Origin of the sequence: Flavobacterium sp. Root186 (genome assembly GCF_001428525.1) — a bacterium.
Classification (GTDB): Bacteria; Bacteroidota; Bacteroidia; order Flavobacteriales; family Flavobacteriaceae; genus Flavobacterium.
Map to the genome: position 1 here is coordinate 317,706 of NZ_LMHW01000013.1, position 19,525 is coordinate 337,230.

Annotated in this window: 15 protein-coding genes; 5 read left to right on the forward strand and 10 right to left on the reverse strand. The window is 35.6% G+C overall.

Annotated features, from left to right (window positions below; translation table 11 throughout):
• Window positions 1-24: 24 nt before the first annotated feature.
• A complete protein-coding gene (locus ASD98_RS14645; protein WP_056205826.1) occupies window positions 25-441 on the forward strand; it encodes an arsenate reductase ArsC in 417 nt (138 codons plus the stop codon).
• Between the two features lie 44 nt (window positions 442-485).
• Here the strand turns inward: ASD98_RS14645 and ASD98_RS14650 are convergent, their stop codons facing one another.
• The 5 genes from ASD98_RS14650 to ASD98_RS14670 all read right to left on the reverse strand — a co-directional run bounded on the left by ASD98_RS14650 (window position 486) and on the right by ASD98_RS14670 (window position 9,018).
• Window positions 486-2,483, reverse strand: a complete 1,998-nt coding sequence (locus ASD98_RS14650; RefSeq protein ID WP_056205827.1) for a heavy metal translocating P-type ATPase — start codon at window positions 2,481-2,483, stop codon at window positions 486-488.
• A 367-nt stretch (window positions 2,484-2,850) separates the two neighbouring features.
• Window positions 2,851-4,086, reverse strand: coding sequence for an efflux RND transporter periplasmic adaptor subunit (locus ASD98_RS14655; protein ID WP_056205828.1), 1,236 nt, complete (start codon window positions 4,084-4,086; stop codon window positions 2,851-2,853).
• 2 nt (window positions 4,087-4,088) lie between these two features.
• Window positions 4,089-5,333 carry a TolC family protein gene (locus ASD98_RS14660; protein WP_056205829.1) on the reverse strand — a complete coding sequence of 415 codons (1,245 nt, stop codon included), beginning with the start codon at window positions 5,331-5,333 and terminating at the stop codon, window positions 4,089-4,091.
• Between the two features lie 140 nt (window positions 5,334-5,473).
• Window positions 5,474-8,599 (reverse strand): efflux RND transporter permease subunit, encoded by a 3,126-nt coding sequence (locus tag ASD98_RS14665; RefSeq protein WP_056205830.1) that lies wholly within the window; start codon window positions 8,597-8,599, stop codon window positions 5,474-5,476.
• Between the two features lie 95 nt (window positions 8,600-8,694).
• Window positions 8,695-9,018 carry a DUF6660 family protein gene (locus tag ASD98_RS14670; RefSeq protein WP_242412119.1) on the reverse strand — a complete coding sequence of 108 codons (324 nt, stop codon included), beginning with the start codon at window positions 9,016-9,018 and terminating at the stop codon, window positions 8,695-8,697.
• Window positions 9,019-9,287: 269 nt separating this feature from the next.
• On the opposite strand from ASD98_RS14670, the gene ASD98_RS14675 reads away from it, so the two are divergent.
• Together ASD98_RS14675 and ASD98_RS14680 are read left to right on the forward strand one after the other, a co-directional pair.
• Window positions 9,288-10,409, forward strand: a complete 1,122-nt coding sequence (locus tag ASD98_RS14675) for a hypothetical protein (RefSeq protein ID WP_056205831.1) — start codon at window positions 9,288-9,290, stop codon at window positions 10,407-10,409.
• A 10-nt stretch (window positions 10,410-10,419) separates the two neighbouring features.
• Window positions 10,420-11,193, forward strand: a complete 774-nt coding sequence (locus ASD98_RS14680) for a porin family protein (RefSeq protein WP_056205832.1) — start codon at window positions 10,420-10,422, stop codon at window positions 11,191-11,193.
• Here ASD98_RS14680 and ASD98_RS14685 read toward each other — a convergent pair.
• From ASD98_RS14685 to ASD98_RS14705, 5 genes are all read right to left on the reverse strand, one after another.
• Complete coding sequence (locus tag ASD98_RS14685) at window positions 11,190-11,777, reverse strand: chemotaxis protein CheB (protein WP_056205833.1); 588 nt, start codon at window positions 11,775-11,777, stop codon at window positions 11,190-11,192. The genes ASD98_RS14680 and ASD98_RS14685 overlap by 4 nt on opposite strands.
• On the reverse strand, window positions 11,759-12,568 hold the full coding sequence (locus ASD98_RS14690) for a protein-glutamate O-methyltransferase CheR (RefSeq protein WP_056205834.1): 810 nt from the start codon (window positions 12,566-12,568) through the stop codon (window positions 11,759-11,761). Before ASD98_RS14690 ends, ASD98_RS14685 begins: the two co-directional genes overlap by 19 nt.
• Window positions 12,569-12,575: 7 nt before the next feature.
• Entirely contained in the window at window positions 12,576-12,941 is a 366-nt protein-coding gene (locus tag ASD98_RS14695; RefSeq protein WP_056205835.1) for a response regulator, read from the reverse strand.
• A 97-nt stretch (window positions 12,942-13,038) separates the two neighbouring features.
• Entirely contained in the window at window positions 13,039-16,611 is a 3,573-nt protein-coding gene (locus ASD98_RS14700; RefSeq protein WP_056205836.1) for a response regulator, read from the reverse strand.
• Between the two features lie 15 nt (window positions 16,612-16,626).
• Entirely contained in the window at window positions 16,627-17,841 is a 1,215-nt protein-coding gene (locus ASD98_RS14705; protein WP_056205837.1) for a response regulator, read from the reverse strand.
• A 371-nt stretch (window positions 17,842-18,212) separates the two neighbouring features.
• Here ASD98_RS14705 and ASD98_RS14710 point away from each other — a divergent pair, with 371 nt between their 5' ends.
• Window positions 18,213-19,061, forward strand: a complete 849-nt coding sequence (locus ASD98_RS14710; protein ID WP_056205838.1) for an SDR family oxidoreductase — start codon at window positions 18,213-18,215, stop codon at window positions 19,059-19,061.
• Between the two features lie 170 nt (window positions 19,062-19,231).
• Window positions 19,232-19,492 carry a SemiSWEET family sugar transporter gene (locus ASD98_RS14715; RefSeq protein WP_056206533.1) on the forward strand — a complete coding sequence of 87 codons (261 nt, stop codon included), beginning with the start codon at window positions 19,232-19,234 and terminating at the stop codon, window positions 19,490-19,492.
• Window positions 19,493-19,525: the final 33 nt, after the last annotated feature.

Consider the following 19,525-nt stretch of genomic DNA (forward strand, 5'->3'; position numbering starts at 1 on the left):
ATCATTTGGTTACTAGTTTAAATTATGACAAAAAACATTTTAGTACTCTGTACAGGAAATAGCTGCAGAAGTCAGATTGCCGAAGGTTATTTAAAACACTTTTTAGGCGATAAAGCTCAGGTTTACAGTGCCGGAATAGAAACTCACGGAGTTAATCCAAGGGCTGTTATAACCATGAAAGAAGATGGAATTGACATTTCTAACCATACTTCAAATCATGTTGATGAATACCAAAATATAGATTTTGATTTTGTAATTACGGTTTGTGATAATGCAAAAGAACGCTGCCCGTTCTTTCCTTCAAAAGCTCAAAAATTACATCAAAACTTTAATGATCCTGCCAAAGCAACAGGAACTGAAGAAGAAATTTTACAGGAGTTTAGAACAGTAAGACAAACGATAAGAGCATTTTGCGAACAGTTTTCGAGAGATAATTTTTAATTCAAAAAAGCAGTGAATAAATCTTTAATCACTGCTTTTTTATGTTAGAACTTCATCTTCTGAATTCTAACGGCATTTAATATCGCTAATAAAGCCACTCCAACATCTGCAAAAACAGCTTCCCACATTGTGGCCAGTCCACCGGCACCGAGAATCAGTACAAAAGCCTTTACGACGAAAGCTAAACCAATATTCTGCCATACAATTTTTTTGGTTTGTTTTCCAATATTGATTGCCATTGCAATTTTACTGGGTTTATCATCCTGAATTACAACATCGGCGGTTTCTATTGCAGCGTCACTTCCTAAACCTCCCATTGCAATTCCTACGGTACTTAATGCAATTACAGGCGCATCATTTACACCATCACCAACAAATGCTACAGTTTCGTTTTTAGCTTTGATTTCGTTTACTTTATTGACTTTATCTTCTGGAAGTAAGTCTCCGAAAGCTTTTGTAATTCCTAGTTTATCGGCTACAAATTGAACCACATTCGTTTTGTCTCCGCTTAACATTGTAACTTTTACGCCTAATGCTTTTAGCTTAGAAACTGCTTCGGGAGCATCTGCTTTGATTTCATCGGCAATAGTTAAATAACCTGCAAATTTCTGATCGTAAGCAATAGCAATTGTGGTATAAACTACAGAACCTGGGTCTATATCATAAGGAATATTAAATTTATCCAGCAGTTTGAAATTCCCAACATGCAATTCTTTTCCGTTTACTTCTGCTTTTAATCCGTGTCCGGATATCTCTTCGACGTTTTTTAATTCTATTGCCGAATCAATTGATCCGACGTAATCGTGAATTGCCGTCGCCACCGGATGTGTGCTATGCCTTTCCAGAACATTAACCAGTTTCAGGATTTCCTCTTTATCAAAATCAGATTTTATGATAACTTCCTGCACTTTAAAAACGCCTTCCGTCATTGTTCCGGTTTTGTCCATAACCACATTCTGAATCTTCGAAATACTATCCAGATAATTACTTCCTTTAAATAGAATTCCGTTTTTACTTGCAGCTCCAATTCCTCCAAAATAACCTAGCGGAATACTGATAACCAAAGCACACGGACAAGAAATAACCAGAAACACCAAAGCTCTGTACAACCAGTCGCTAAAAACGTAATTATCGACAAAAAGTATTGGCAGTAAACATATTGCAATTGCAAGATACACTACTATTGGTGTATAAATTTTGGCAAACTTGCGAATAAACAATTCGGCAGGAGCTTTTTTTGCCGTCGCATTCTGAACCATTTCCAGGATTTTAGACAATTTACTATCGTTGTAAGCCGTTGTCACTTTTATTTGTGCAATAGTATTTCCGTTTATCATTCCAGCTAAGACCGTATCGCCTTTCTTTTTGGTATCGGGTTTACTTTCTCCCGTTAAAGCTGCGGTATTAAACGAAGCCAAATCTGATAATAATTCGCCGTCTAAACCTAGTTTTTCTCCCGCTTTAAGCTGAATGATATCGCCTATTTTAGCATCTTTGGCCTTTATTTTTACTGCAATATTATTTTCTAAAATAGTAACCTCATCCGGGCGCTGGTCCAGTAAACTTTTAATATTAGATTTTGCTTTGCTGACCGCCATTCCCTGAAATGTTTCTCCAATGGTATAAAAAAGCATAACAGCAACCCCTTCAGGATATTCCCCTATCGCAAAAGCTCCAATAGTAGCAATACACATCAGAAAAAATTCTGAAAAGACATCACCTTTTATAATGCTTTCATAAGCTTCTCGTAAAACCGGAAGTCCAACCGGAAGATAAGCTACTATATACCACGCAATTCTAACATATCCTGAAAACCAGGTTTGAGGGAAATAGTTATCAAATCCAATTCCGATAAGTAATAAGATAAAAGATAAGATCGATGGTATGAATAATTTAAGTAAACTGCCTTCGGCTTCATGTTCGTGACTGTGGCCGTGATCATGTCCATCATCTTCAGAGTGTACGGGTTCGTCATGCGAACAGCAGCAGGATGGTTTTGTTTTATTTTTAGTATTTTTTACTTCTAAATCTTGATGTATCATGGAGGAAAAGTTTCTTGTTTAAACTTTGTCTAAATATGCTCTAAATTTAATCATTTTGTGGTAATTACTCTTAAGTAAAAATGTTTTTAATCTCGTTTTTGCTACGACACTAAGGCACAAAGGTTTTTTAGCTGGGGTGAAATAATCTCGCAAAGTCGCAGAGCCGCAAAGTTTTTTTCAATTGCCTCCGGCTTTAGCTGGAGGTACTAAGATAAGAAACAGAAAAGGCTTTAGTACCTCCAGCTAAAGCTGGAGGCAATTAATACAGCCTAAAGATTAAAAAACTTTGCGGCTCTGCGACTTTGCGAGATTATTTCCCTTCAGCTTAAAAAAAACTTAGCGTCTTAGTGCCTTTGTGGCAAATAACCTAGTGCTCATGCTCTCCTCCACCCTTCATTGCAGACAGTAAATAAAAAGCACCTTTTGTAACAATTTTTGCATCCGTAGCAATTCTATCAACAAACTTAATTTCTGTAAAGCCTAAATCTGTTGTGCCGGGAATTACTTCAATCGCTTTAAAATGAATTTCTGTTTCTTTTGTTTTCTCATTTTTATGTTCTTCTTCCTGTACAAAAACAAAATACTTATCGGCATTTCGAACAACGGCGTCTTTTGGTAAAGCCGGAACGGTGGCATTTACAATATTGATGTTTGCCGAAACATACATTCCCGAAATCAAATCTTTAGCATCAGCGGGATCAATTTTGGCATGAACCGCAACGGTTTTACTTTCGTTAGAAAAGGATTTATTGATTCCGAAAATCTTTCCTTTAATAGATTTATTCGATTGATTGGTCAGCACAAAATCAATTACCTGACCAATAGAAATCGAGCCCAGATCTTTTTCATAAACATTCAAATCCAAATGCATCTGACTATTATCTACAACCTCAAACAAAGAAACTCCTGTTTGTGCAAAAGCGCCTTTGGCAATGCTGATTTTTCCAACATAACCGCTTATAGGCGCAACAATTGGCACTAAAGATGAACTTCCTTTTGTACCAACATGCAAAGCTTCCAACTTATTTTTTGCTGCCTGTGCTCTTGCTCTTTCGGCAGCTAATTTGGCTTTTACTTCCTGAAATGTTTTCCTCGGATTTACATTTTCATCACTCAATGTTTTCTGTCGGTTGTATTCTAATTGCAAATATTCAACATTGGCTGCAGCCGAATGATAATCTTCCTGGATTTCAATCACTTCCAGATTTTGAATTGTTGCTAAAACTTTTCCTTTATTGACAAACGTTCCTTCTAAAACATAAATATCTTTCACCGTTCCGCCGATTAAAGTCGAAACCTCAGCCGAATTTTGAGGCGGAACTGTGGTGTAACCATTGGCTTTAATGATTTTATTAAGGTTTCTTTCTTCAACAAATCCTGTTTCAATGCCTACGGTTTTATATTGAGATTCCGTTAATGCAGCTTCTGTCTGTGATTTTTCTTCTTCATGCGTTTCTTCGGTCTTTTTTTCGCTGCATGCGATTAAGGTAACCGCAAGGCACGCAAGAGCAAAGCGCAAGGCACGCAAGGAAATGAAACTTTGCGAACTTTGCGTTAAAATCTTTACGCTCTTTGCGGTTAAATAATTCAGTATATCTTTCATTTTTAATTGTTTTTGATAGTTGGAAATTGGAGTTCGATAGCACTTTGATTAAAACTGTGCGTGGCTTCTGCAAGTTGTTTTTTAATATCGATGGCCTGATTTAAAAAACTGATATACGACCAATAACTCATATCGCCGTTGGCATAACTTTTTTGAGCAGTATCAATAATCTGGTTGGCGTATTGCAAGCCTTCATTTTGATAATAATCCAGGTTTTTCTGCTGTTTTTGAAAGTTATTCTGCAATTCTTCTTTTTGCAGATTCAGGATAATTTTGTTTTTGTCTAATGCCAATTGTGACTGCGAAATACTAATTTCCGAAGCTTTTGCTTTTGCTGTATTTACACCTCCAAAAATCGGAATCTGAAGTCCGGCTGTGAAGCCCTGAAACAATGATTCCGTATTGATCGTTTGGGCAAAATAGCCTAAACCTAATTTAGGTATTCGGTTTGCTTTAAACGTTCCGGCTTCTTTTTGATAAACCGAAATCTGCTGTTGGTAAAAATCCGATAATAGTATTTCGGCTTTAGAATCTTTGTTTTCTATGAAGGGATATTGCAGCGAAGTCGTTTCATCTGGAATTATATTTTCATTCGTCTGCACAAAAAACTGCAGCTGTTTTTGGTAAATAGCCAAATCGTAATTTAATTGTTCCTTTTGGGTTTCGATTTCTTTTACTTTGGCTTTGGCACTTATTACTTCAATATTCCCGCTTTCTCCGGTTTTAAATCGGAGTTCGGCATTCTTTAGGAATTTAGTGTAAATTTCATTCAATTCTGAGTTTAATTTTTGAATTGAAATTCCGTATAAATATTGATAATAGGCCAAAGTCACAGCTTTTTCGAGTTCGTAAGAAGATAACGCTTTTCGTTTTTCGGCCAATTTCGCAAGTTCTTCCTGCAATTGTCTGTTTGCTTTTGTAACATTTCCTAACGGGAAGAATTGCTGTACCGAAACATTATGATCAAAATCAACGCTGTTGAACTGCCCGCCTTGATATTGAACCTGAAGCGGATCTGGTTGAAAAGCTGTTTTCTTCAAAACAGTTTGTTTTTCTATTTCTTTATCGGCGATTTTTAAATCGATGTTGTTTGATTTAGCAAGTTCCAGGGCTTTTTCTAAAGTAATCTTTTGTTGGGCCTGCGAAACGAATGTAACGAATAGGAATGCACTTAACCGCAAAGTTCGCAAGGGATGCGCGAAGTTCGCAAAGTTTATTGTTCTTAAATTATATAGTAACTTTTTCATTATTTTATTTTTTTGTTTCACGCAGATTTAAAAGGATTTAAGCAGATATGCGCAGATTATTATTTATCATTTTAAAATTAAATCTGCGTGAAAAATCATTTTACCTCGAATAATAATCCTCTAATTATCCCATTTTCTAATTATCTAATTATCTCTTTACGGTTAAACTTCTCTAACATTAAATACAGGATCGGTAAAACGATTAAGGTTAATAAGGTTGCCGAGATTAAGCCGCCAATCACTACCGTTGCTAAAGGTTTTTGTACTTCTGCCCCGCCGCTTGTAGATAATGCCATTGGTAAAAATCCTAAGGACGCTACAGCCGCTGTCATTAAAACAGGGCGCAATCTGGTTTTGGTTCCGATTAAAACTCTTTGAAGCGGATCAAAAATTCCTTCTGATTTTAATTGATTGAAATACGAAATCAGGACAATTCCGTTAAGAACCGCAATTCCGAATAAGGCAATAAATCCAATTCCGGCCGAAATACTAAACGGCATTCCTCTCAGCGAAAGTGCAAATACACCTCCAATGGCAGATAACGGAATCGCTGTAAAAATTAAAAGTGCCTGTTTATAACTCTTGAATGTAAAATAAAGCAAGATTAAAATCAAACCTAAAGCAATAGGTAATGCTATCGAAAGTCGTTTTGTGGCTTCGATTAAATTTTCAAATTGTCCGCCATATGTTATATAATATCCCGCAGGGAGTTTGAAATTTTTGTCGAGTTTCTGCTGAATCTCTTCTACAACGGTTTTAATATCTCTTCCACGAACGTTTAAACCAACGGTTATTCTTCGTTTTCCATCTTCACGAACAACCTGAACCGGTCCTTGCTCGTAATCTACAGTTGCAACTTGCGAAAGCGGTACCTGCTGACCGTTTGGCAGAGGAATAAACAAGTTGCTGACATCAGTAATATCGGCTCGATTATCCTGATCCATTCTTACCACGACATCAAATCGTTTGCTTTCTTCGTAGATTTTTCCGGCACTTTCTCCCGCAAACGATGAACGAATAATTTGATTAATATCTGAAATGTTCAATCCATACAAAGCAATTTTATTGTAATCGTATTTTATTGTAATTTGAGGCAAACCAGTTACTTTATCTGCTTTTAAGTCGCCAATTCCTTCAATGCCTTTTATTTTCGAAATCAATCCTGATGCTTTTGAATCTAAGATTTCCAGATCATCTCCAAAGATTTTGATGGCAATATCGCTTCGGCTTCCGGTCATTAATTCGTTAAAACGCATTTGAATTGGCTGTGAAATTTCGATGTTAGCACCCGGAATTACTTCCATTTCTTCTTTCATGGCATTTGCCAGTTCTTCCCAATTATGGTATTTGCCTTTCCATTCTTTTTTGTCTTTTAAAACAATAATCAAATCGCCGCTTTCAATGGGCATTGGATCGGTTGGGATTTCACCGCTGCCTATTTTGGTTACGATGGTTTTTATTTCAGGAAATTTAGCTTTTAGAATCTGTTCGTATTTGGTTGTAGTTTCCACCATCTGCGTAAGCGAACTTCCGGTCATAATTGAAGCGTTAATGGCTAAATCACCTTCTTCGATGGTTGGGATAAATTCACCACCCATATTCTGGAAAACAATTAATCCTAAAGCAAATAATCCGAGAGAAATTCCTAAAACAACTTTTTTAAACTGCAACGCTTTATTTAAAAATGGAGTGTATAAACTTTCAAACCAAAGCATCATTTTGTCGCTAAAATTTTCTTTATGTTCTGTTTTCTTCGAAAGAAACAATGCGCTCATCATTGGCACATAGGTCAACGAAAGTATAAACGCACCAATTACGGCAAACCCAACAGTCATGGCCATTGGTTTAAACATTTTACCCTCTGTTCCTATTAAAGCCAGAATGGGCAGGTAAACAATCAGAATAATGATTTCTCCAAAAGCCGCACTATTCCTGATTTTTGAAGCCGAATTGTAAATTTCAGCATCCATTTCTTCCTGCGAAAGTTCCTTTTTACGTTTGAGTTTTTGCAGATGATGCATTGAAGCTTCTACAATAATAACGGCACCATCGACAATAATTCCGAAATCTATGGCACCCAAGCTCATTAAATTTCCGCTTACCCCAAAAGCATTCATCAAAATAATAGCAAATAGCATCGCCAGCGGAATTACCGAAGCAACTATCAATCCGGCACGAAGATTTCCTAAAAATAGAATCAGAACAAAAATGACGATTAAAGCTCCTTCAAGTAAGTTTTTGGTAACAGTTCCAATCGCATTATCAACGAGTTTTCCTCGGTCAATAAAGGCTTCGGCTGTAACTCCTTCAGGCAGGCTTTTATTTATCTGAATCATTCTTTCTTTGATCCTGTTAACAACAGCGCTGGAGTTTTCGCCTTTCAGCATTAAAACTAAACCCGAAACTATTTCTCCTTTTCCATCTTTTGTTGATGCACCATAACGCAATGCAACGCCTTCGCGAACCTGCGCTACATCGCGAACCAAAACAGGAGAACCGTTTCGGTTTTTAACTACTACATTTCCAAGGTCTTTTACGCCTTTAGCAATTCCGACACCACGAATAAAATAAGCATATTGATCTTTTTCTATATAAGCGCCTCCGGTATTTTGGTTGTTTTTTTCTAAGGCATCGAAAATTTCGGTAATGGTAACACCCAGGCTATTTAGCGTATTGGGGTTTACGGCAATTTCATATTGTTTTAGTTTTCCGCCCCATGTACTTACATCGGCAACACCCCGTATTCCCTGTAATTGCGGAATAATAATCCAATCCTGAATAGTTCTTAGTTTTACTGCGTCGTATTTGTTTTCGTAGCCTTTTTTGGCATACACATCATATTGGTAAATTTCGCCTAGACCTGTAGTTATTGGCGCTAATTCTGGCGAACCTGCATAAGCAGGAATGTTTTCTTCGGCTTGTTTTAAGCGTTGAAATATTTGTTCACGGGCCCAGTAAATATCAACATTGTCTTCAAAAACAACGGTTACCACAGATAAACCAAAACGGGAAATACTGCGGAGTTCTATGATATCCGGAACTGTTTTTACGGCTTGTTCTAACGGATATGTAATTAACTGCTCGACTTCCTGACTTGCCAAAGTGGGCGCTGTGGTAATAATCTGAACCTGATTGTTAGTCACGTCCGGCAGCGCATCAAGCGGTAATTGTTTAAGCGAATAGCTTCCCCAAGCTATTAAAACGAGGGTAAATAATAGTATAACGAATTTGTTTCGTATACTAAACTGAATGATTTTATCTAGCATTTGATATATATAATGAAATGAGAAATTAGACAAAAGTTTGTCTGATACATTTGTGGAAAATCCACAGTTCTCAATCCCGATTTATCGGGACATCATTATACTATTTGAGGGGGCTGCCAAATACTTCCGTAGAAATTAGAAGTAAATACAGAATTGTAACTCGGTAAAGGAATTGAAATTTTTGTGTAAGCCGAAGGAAATTCAAAGCTTGCCGCTATCTGGTAACTTAGCACTTGTGCGCCGCAGCAATTACAGGCACAAAATGGAGAACATAAATCGTTGTCTTTGTCGTGCGAATGATTTTCTTCTGAAGAAAACTGGGCTGTTTTATGCATCGCACTGTTCACTTCCATATCTGCGCAGGGCATATTTGAAAGTGCCATCAAATAAATTGACATTACAATTGCTATCCATTTCATGAATGTAAAAATAATATATTATTCTGTTCGCTATTCTATCTGTCCTCAAAAAACTTATAATAGATTGATTTTTAAGCATATTTATTAAAAAATAATACTCTTTAAAGGAAATTTTAGTTAACTTTAACACTAATTAACCCATATAATACCCCTTAACACTTTTATTTTATACACCATTAAAAACAAAAGATAAGCCGAAATTCCCTCAGAATACATTAGTACATATTTATTACAAGCAGTTTTATTTTAATCAATTAACACTCTAATCAATGAAATGTAAAAAACTAATATCAGCCCTTTTTTTATTATTTAGTGTACCTTTTTTCGGTCAGGTTTATACCGATAAAATCGTAGGTGAAAAAAACCAGGAATTAAAAGACAGTCTTAAAGTAGAAAAATATCCTTACGCTCTGCCTATTTGGGGTGAAAAAGTAGCCCAAAAGGGATATAATTTACCCTATTCTGCAGGATTATCTGTAAACTACTTTTGGCAGGATTCTGAGATTGTTATAAGCAATTTGGAAGTTGGTTTTAACAATGGCCCGCTTTACAATCTTGATGAAATAGTACGCTTCGAAAAATCTTCTGTCGAGGCAGGTGCATTAACCATACGACCGGACATTTGGTTACTTCCTTTTTTAAATATTTATGGTCTTATTGGTAAAGCCAATACAACAACAAAAATTAATGCCGGAATCTGGGTTCCTGATGCCGACAATAATTGGTCTGAAGTTGCATCGTTTGGAACATCCGCCAATTTTGATGCTACTACTTTTGGTTTTGGTATGACACCTACAATTGGTATTGGCGGCGGTTGGCTGGCATTAGACATGAATATGGCCTGGACCGATATAAGTGCACTTGATAAACCTGCGTTTTCTTATGTTTTTGGTCCTCGGCTAGGTAAAACTTTTAAGTTTCATAAACCGGAACAAAATATTGCGGTTTGGGTTGGCGGTTTTAGGGTTCACATTAATGGAGGTACTAATGGGAATATTGCCTTATCAGATATTTTTGATTTGAGTACTGCACAGGGTAAAGTGGATACTGGTTTGGCTAAAGTATCTGAAAACCAAACAAAAGTCGATACGTGGTGGGATGGTTTAACTCCTGCACAGCAGGCTAATCCTGGTAACATTGCCAAACATAATACTGCCAATCGTGCTTTAGAAAGAGCCAGCACGTTTTTAACAACTTTAGACGGAGCTTTGAGTACTGCTGATCAGTCTACTATTCAGTATTCGCTGCAAAAAAGACCAAAAGATATGTGGAATTTTATTGTTGGAACGCAATTTCAATATAATAAACATATAATGCTTAGGCTGGAAACAGGTTTCTTAGCCAGTCGTACACAGGTTTTATTTGGACTTCAGTATCGTTTTGGATTATAAACCAATCTGTATGAAAAAAGGTTTTGTATTACTCGTCGCTTTTTTTTGTATGAATCAGATGAAATCTCAGGTTTTAATTTCTTTGATTTTTGGTGATAAACTGAATTCTCCTTTTTTAGAATTTGGTTTAGAAGGCGGTATCAATCTTTCTGATATCTCTAACCTTGATAGTACCGGATTAAATCCCGGGTTTAATCTTGGTTTTTATTTTGATATAAAATCAAAGCAAAATCCGGCCTGGATGATTAATACGGGGGTAATTGTAAAATCTCCCATGGGCGCGCGGCAAATTCCTGTTTATTCTTTAGAAGATGAAAATCTGGATAACACTTTTGCAGGTGGAACTGTTGATCGTGAAATTCGATATTTTAATGTTCCTATTTTGATTAAGTATCAGTTTAAAAATCGAATTTATCTTAAAGCAGGACCCCAGTTGGGTCTTTTGGCTTCTGCTTTTGATCAATTTAAAAATGAGATTAATGATAATGATGTTGTTTACAAGAAAAAGATTCGGGATCAAATCAGGGTTATTGATGCCGGAATTGCTTTTGGAACGGGATATCATATGAATGTGGGCAACGGATTAAACATCACTATTCAATATTATTACGGATTGGTTCCTGTTATGAAAGGTGACGGACCTAATGTATATAACAGATCTTTATATCTAACTGCCGGAATACCTATCGGAAAAGGAAAAGCAGCGCAAAGACGTGCTGAAAAAGAAGCTGAACTCAACAAAGTTATTCTTCCGGAAGATGAAATGCCTAAACCTAAAAACTAATCAGTATTTATTGAATTTAGTAATTCCAGTATTTCTTCGTTGTTTAGAACAAGATCAGGTTTTGTATAAACTATAGCATTATTAGGCATAAAAGGCATGTCTGCAGAAAGGGGATTTTGTACTACAATTTTCCCTCCAGAGTCTTGAATTGCCTGTAATCCTAAGGTTCCGTCTGTATTGGAACCCGAAAATAGAATTCCAACTAAAGAACTTCCGTAGATTTCTGCTGCCGATTCAAAAGAAACATCTATGCTTGGACGGCTGTAATTGATTTTTTCTGAGGTATCCAATGCCAATGTATCGTCTTTTTCGAATAATAAATGATAATTTGACGGCGCAATGTATACAAAACCGGGTTTAAGAATAGTTTTATCTTCTATTGGTTTTACAGGAATGCTTGATTTCAAGGCTATTAATTCTTCCAGAGTCTGGTCATCTGTACTTTTGCGATGTACAACAATTACGATCGCATAATGATGGAGTGTTGTTAATTCGGGTAAAATTTGCATTAAGGCATTTAAACTCCCTGCCGATCCTCCTATTATTACTAATCTGCAGTTTGATATTATCTTATTTTCCTCCATATTTTCTCTTTTTCAAACTGTTTGTATTTGCCGGGAGAAATAGAATATTTTATAGTTTCTTTTGTGCCTAAGGCCAGAAAACCTAAAACAGCTAAACTTTCATCAAATAAATTAATGACTCTTTTTTGAAGTTCGTTATCAAAATAAATTAAAACATTACGGCACAAAATAATATCAAACTCATTGAATGAAGTATCTGAAACTAAATTGTGCTGTGAATATACCATTTTTTGAGACAACTCTTCATTAAACTTTGCAATGCCATAATTGGCGGTATAATAACTCGAAAAGTCTTCCTGTCCTCCCGCATCACGATAGTTTTGTGAATACTCTTTCATCATTCTGAGCGGGAAAATTCCTTTTTTGGCTGTTTCTAAAACCGTTGCATTAATATCTGTAGCATAAATAAGGGATTTATGCAGTAAACCAGCTTCTTTAAGCATTATGGCCATAGAATAAACTTCTTCGCCGGTAGAACAGCCGGCGTGCCATAATCTGATAAAAGGTTTTGTTCCTAGGAGTGGTAAAATTTCATTTCTTAAAATGCTGTAAAATGCCGGGTCACGAAACATTTCTGTTACATTAACCGTGATTTCATCGACCATTTTTTTGTAATACTCAGGATCATAACGAACTCTTGAAAGAAATTCATGAAAATGCTCAAAGCCGCCTAATTGATATACTCTGTATACGCGTCTTTTTAATGATGCTCTGGAATAACTTCCAAAATCAAAACCATAATATTCATAAACCTCATTGATAAGTGTTTCCAGTTCAATATCCTCGATCATAATTCATTCAAATTTTGCTTAAAACAAGCAGTAACTTATCAACATCTACCGGTTTAGAAATGTAATCATCTGCTCCGGCCTCTAAGCATTTTTCTTTGTCGCCCGTCATAGCCTGAGCTGTAACTGCAACAACAAAAGTCGATTTTCTTGACGGAATAGCTTTTATTAACGGAATGGCATCATATCCATCCATTTCGGGCATCATCATATCGATTAAAACACCATCAATATTTTCATCAGATTCTAATAATTTCAATGCTTCTTCTGCACTTGTACAAGACAAACAATCGTATGACTTGACACGCAAAGTATGCTCTAATGCAAAAATATTTCTTGGATCGTCATCTACAATTAAAAGTCGTTTTTTACTCATATTCTTTTATATTTTTTCTGTCGCAGATTTCAAAGATTAGCACAGATAAAAATCCTTTTAATCTGTGAAATCTGCGGCATACACTTTATCTTAATTTTTAAACTTTATCATAAAGCCATACTCGCAATAACGACAATAGCTGGTCAACATCTACCGGTTTTGTAATATAATCTGATGCTCCTGCTTTTATACATTTTTCTCTGTCTCCTGTCATTGCTTTTGCTGTTACGGCAATTACAGGTAAAGTTAAAAACTTCGGATTGGCACGTATTTTTTCGGCTGTTTCGTAACCGTCCATATGCGGCATCATCATGTCTAATAAAACAACATCGGTATCTGGATTTTCGCTTAAAACTTTAATGGCGTCATTTCCATCAAAAGCCGTAATGATTGTCATTTTAAATACTTCTAAAGCTTTTGTAAGCGAATAAATATTACGAACATCATCATCAACAATCAGCACTTTTTTATCGTGCAGAATATTGTTAAGTAAATTTAGCTTTTTATGTCCGTCTTTTTTGTCTTTTCCGTCTTTTTTATCTTCAACTAAATGCAGGAACAGCGACACTTCATCTAACATTCTTTGGTAGGAATGTGCCGTTTTAACAATAATAGAATCAGCATATTTCTTAATTTTTACTTCTTCTTTTAGTGATAAACTTTTTCCTGTAAAGACAATTACCGGAAGTTTTCCCAGTCCCGGATTTTTCTTCACGCCATCCAGAATTTGATACGCTTGTTTATCCGGAATTCCCATATCAAGAATTACGCAGTCTACTTCTGTTTTGCTTAAAGCCTGAATCCCGTCTGAAACTTCACTTTTTATCTCAGAATTGATATTATACGTTTCTAAGAAATAAGACAATGCTTTGGCATGTTTCGGGTTATCTTCAATAATTAAAACCTTTTGCGCTTCTTTATTAATGATATGTTCGATTCTTAAAAACACATCCGGAATTTTGTCAAATGCTACCGGTTTATCTAAGAAATCTACTGCGCCTTTTAATAAACTTTCCTGTTTCAGTTTATGCGATGACATAATATGAACGGGAATATGTTTGGTTTCGGCATGATTTTTTAATTCTTCCAGAACTTCCCAGCCGCTTTTTACCGGAAGTTCAATATCTAACAAGACACCAACGGGTTTGTACAGCAACGTAAAGTTTAGGGCATGATCGCCTCTTACGGCTACAATTGCTTTATAACCTTTGTTTCGTGAAAAGGCCAAAAGTGATTTTGCAAAATTGATATCGTCTTCAACAATTAAAATTACTTTATCCCCTTCTCTTATTTCATTTCTATCATCATCTATTTCATCGGGAATAGTTGAACTAATGTATTTTTTTGCAGGTGTACTTTCTTCTTTTTCAGGTTCTAATTCTACAAATGCTGTTGGCGGTATTTTCTCCACATTAGTTTTGTAAGGAGAAGAACCATAAACCGGAAGACATAAGGTAAAAGTACTTCCTTCGTTAACTTTACTGTGCAGGATAATTTCTCCTTTAAGTAATTTTGCAAGTTCTCTGCTGATCGATAATCCTAAACCTGTTCCGCCGTATTTACGTTTTGTTGAACCATCGGCCTGCTGGAATGCTTCGAAAATAAGCGGTTGTTTTTCCAGCGGAATTCCTATTCCGGTATCTTTTACAATAAAACAGATAATTTTATCATCATCTGTATTGATCTTGATTTCAAGCGTTACTTTTCCTTTTTCTGTAAATTTAATAGCGTTTGAAATCAGGTTTTTTAGAATTTGTTCCAAACGCATTTTGTCTGTTTTAATGACAATTGGCGCTTCTTTAGAAATAATTTCAAATTCAATTCCTTTTTCTTTGGCTACCAGATTAAAGAGATTCCAAAGTGCGTCTGTGATTTCTTTGGTCGAAATATCTAAAAACTCTAATTCCATTTTACCGGCTTCGATTTTAGATAAATCCAGAATTTCATCAATTAAACCCAATAAACTGTTTCCTGAACTCTGAATAACTTTGGCAAACTCAATTTCTTCATTGTTCATGCTTTTGTTATTGTTCTCTGATAATAAACGGCTTAATAGCAGAATTGAATTAAGAGGCGTTCTTAATTCGTGTGACATATTGGCCAAAAATTCTGATTTATAACGCGTTGTTAATTCTAAGGCTTCTGATTTCTTTTGAATTTCATTATTTTTTTCTTCCAGTAAAACACTTCTTTCAGAAAGTTCTTCATTGGTTTGTTCCAATTCTTCCTGCTGTACTCGTAATTCTTCTTCAGAAGCCTGCAGTTTTTCTGTCTGCGCTTCTAATTCGGCATTAATAGCTTCCAGTTCGCTGTGTTGTGTCTGAAGCTCTTCAGACTGCGATTTTGTTTCTTCCAGCAGCTCTAATACTCTTTTTCTGTTTTGAGTTGATTTTAAAGCAATTCCAATGTTATTGGCAACGCTTCGTAAAAATTCTAAATGCAGTTCAGAAAAACCGTAAATACTCGCTAATTCAACCGCACCCTCAACTTTGTTATCTTGAAGCGGAACTGCTACAATATGTGTAGGTTTAACTTGTCCTAAAGCATAATTAATTTGAATATCGTTTGGAGATAGTGTTTTTAATTCTAATATTTTTCCAGATGAAATCGCCTGACCAATTAAACCTTCGCCTTTTTGAATACGCTCACGGTTTTTACTTGGTATATAACTATATCCTCCAGAAGATACTAATTCATTTTCTTCAATAACATATAAAACCCCGGCACTGCTGTTAGTATACTGACATAAAAACTCAATAATATCTTTTGAAAGTTTCTGTAATGATTTTTCGCCCAGCATGGTGTTATTTAACTCAGCAATTCCCGTTTGAAGCCATTCTTTTTGAGAAAGCAGATCAAATGAATTTTTAAGAGAAACTCCCATTGTGTTCAAAGATTCTCCTACACTTCCAAGTGCATCTGCCTTTGTATCGTCTACACGAATATCGTAGTTTCCTTTTGAAATATTTGTTGCAATCGTACTAATTGCTTCAATTCTCTGCGCCGTTTCAATATCTTTTCTCTCCAGTTCTTTTTGCAGTGCAGAACGTTCGTTGTAATCTTTGAGAATTCTGATAAGGAAAACAATTGAAATTAAAAAGGCAATAAAAAAGGCGACTATAATTAAAATTAAACTGTAATAGCCATAACGTTCTGAGCTAGCATTTCGCTCTTCCAGAAGTTTTTGTTCTGTACCTTCTATTTTTTTGATAACCGCTCGCATATCGCTCATCATTACCCTGCCTTCGTTTAAGTCGAAGATCAGTGTTTCTTTGTTTAAACGCTTTTTTACGATTTGATTGTTCAGGTATTTAAAAAACCCGGAACGCTTGTTTGTTAAATCGGTTAACAGTTTTTGCTGTGTAGGATTATCAATTGTAAGATCTTCCAGTTTTTCAAAGTACGTATTTGATTTGGCCTCAGATTCATTAAATCGGTCTACAAACTGCTCATCGCCGGTTAATAAATAACCGCGCATACTTGTTTGCGCTTCTGTAATTATCGCCGAACCCTCGTTTAAGTTGTAAATAACATCCTGAGTATGATTTACCCAGAAATTACTGTTTAACAAGCTTTTGATGCTGATAAACGAAGCAACAGAACTGATTGTAAGCACTAATAATGAAACTAACGAACTAATTAGGAGATTTCTTTTAAAGTTACCATTCATGGTTTTAAATTGTATTTATTCGTATTTTAAGGGAAGAACAATAATAAAGCTGGCACCTTTGCCCACTTCACTTTTCGCCGTTATTAATCCGTTATGTTTTTCTATTATTTTTTTTGCGATTGCCAGACCAATTCCGGTTCCTTCATAAGTCTGTCTGTCATTTAAACTCTGAAAAATAATAAAAATTCGATCCAGATAAATTTCATCAAAACCAATTCCGTTATCTTTTACCATAATTCTGCAATACTTTCCTTCCGGTGCGGTTGGGCTGTCAAAAGATTTATCGGCAATTAATTCTGCTGTAATTTCAATTAATGGAGGTTCATCACCGCCCGAGAATTTAAGGGCATTTCCAATCAAATTCTGAAATACTTGTCGAAGCTGACTCGGAATACTGTCTATTGTGGGGAGTTCTGTAGCTTTTACTGTGGCATTTTTTCTTTCAATCAAATAATCAAAATCCGAAAGAACTTCCTGTAAAACTACATTAAGATCTGTAATTTCTGGTTTAACCTGCGCTGATAATCTGGAATATGCGAGAAGATCAGTAATAAGAGTCTGCATTCTTTCGGCAGATTTTATGGTTCTGTCTACATAATCAATTCCCTTTTCATCTTCTTTTAAATAAAGCTCTTTGATTATTTTAATGAAGATCTGGATTTTCCTTATAGGTTCATTCAAATCATGCGATACCACCCAGGCAAACTGCTGTAATTCGTGGTTTTTCATCTCTAGTTCTTCGTTTTTCAAAACCAATTCTTTGGTTCTTTCTGCGATTTTGATTTCGAGATTGTCCTGTGCTTCTTTTCTAATTTTGATTTCTTTCGAAAGAAGGTCTTTTATGCCTTTTAGCTCATTTTGCTGCTCATAGATTTTGATAAAAGTTTTTACCTTCAGCATCAGTAAATCAGTATCAACAGGTTTTGTAATGTATTCTACTGCACCGCTTTCATAACCTTTAAAGATGTATTTCTTTTCGATGTTTAATGCCGAAAGAAAAATTACGGGAATGTCTTTGGTTCGTTTGTTTCCGGAAAGGATTTTTACCACTTCGAAGCCGTCAAGTCCGGGCATCTGAACATCCATAATGATAAGACAGTAGTTTGTTTTTAAAATTTTCTTTAAGGCTTCTTCACCAGATTCGGCGGTATCTACGTCGATGTTGTGAAGTTCTAATGTTTTCTTTAAGGCAATAATATTTGCCTTGATATCATCAACAATTAATACCATGCTGTTATGGGGAATAAAGCGTTACGAGTTAAAAAAAATTGAATCATTGGTTTGAAAAGGTTCTTATTTAAAATATCTGATCCTATTTTAAATATAGTTGGTCAAACTTTCAAATTTAGAAAAAAAAGATACATTCACTTTTACATCCGTATCTAATTCGTTACATAATTCCCATGTCTTGTTACATAATCTAATTGAATTTATGAAAGTCAGCTTATTAAAGATTACATTTTTAAATAAAATGCAAAACAATCATAGCTTTTTTCTTTCATTTTAATTTATTGAGGCAATCAAAAATTTGTTACAGTCTCTTTTTCATTCTTCATTCAGCTAACTTTAATACTAAATCAGTTGTTTAAAATTCCTGTATTATGAAAAAGCCTAAAAACTTTCCGGAACAAAAACAAGAGCTTCCGGGAAACGAACATAAAATGAATCCCGAACCGGAAATTATAAGAGAGAATTACGCCGGAAGTGGAAAACTTCTTGGTAAAACTGCTTTTATAACCGGCGGTGACAGCGGAATTGGCCGAAGCGCTGCCGTACATTTTGCGCGTGAAGGTGCCAATATTGCCATTGTATACTTAAAAGAAGACAAAGATGCAAAGGAAACCAAAGAAATGATCGAAAAAGAAGGTCAGCAATGTCTGCTTATAAGCGGAGATTTGAAAGATGAGAAATTCTGCAAAACGGCTATTAAAAAGTGTATTACAACTTTTAAAACCATAAATGTTTTGGTGAATAATGCTGCCATTCAATTTCCGCAAAACGAACTGGAAAAAATTACCGCAGCACAATTGCATAAAACATTTGAAACCAATATTTATCCGTATTTCTATATTACTAAGGCGGCACTTCCGTACTTGAAAGAAGGCGATACAATTATTAACACAAGTTCTGTAACTGCGTATCGCGGCAGCGAACATTTAGTTGATTATTCGAGTACAAAAGGTGCTATTGTAAGTTTCACGAGATCATTGTCGACAATGCTTGCGAAAAGAAAAATCAGGGTAAACGGCGTTGCGCCAGGTCCAATCTGGACACCGTTGATTGTGGCAAGCTTTGACAAGCTTTCAGATTTTGGAAAAGATAATCCGATGGAAAGAGCCGGACAACCTTCTGAAGTTGGACCTGCCTACGTATTTCTGGCCTGTGAAGACAGTAGTTATATTACCGGCCAGTTTATTCATATTAACGGCGGAGAATTAGTTGGTGGATGATTTTTTAACGCAAAGAGCACAAAGTTTTTTTCCTTACTGTGCTTATTTAATCTCGCAAAGTCGCAGAGTCGCAAAGGCTTTTATTTAATTGTAAAACTTATTTAAGAATAAAACTTTGCGACTCTGCGACTTTGCGAGATTCAAAAACAAAACCTCAGAACCTTAAAAAAATGAACTACATAGATAGCATAGGATTATTTGCGGGAGCTTGCATTACACTATCTACAATTCCGCAGATTTTAAAGGTTTGGAAAACCAAAAAAGTAAAGGATATATCGCTTAAAACTTTCGGAATCCTGACTTTTGGAATAGCAGTCTGGATAATTTACGGAATTTTAAAAGAAGATCTTCCCATAATAATTACAAACAGTGTTTCTTTATGCCTCAATCTCGTTATGGTTTATTTTATTATTTATTATGAGAAAGAGTAACCTAAGGAACGGAGATGCTAAGGTTCTAAGTTT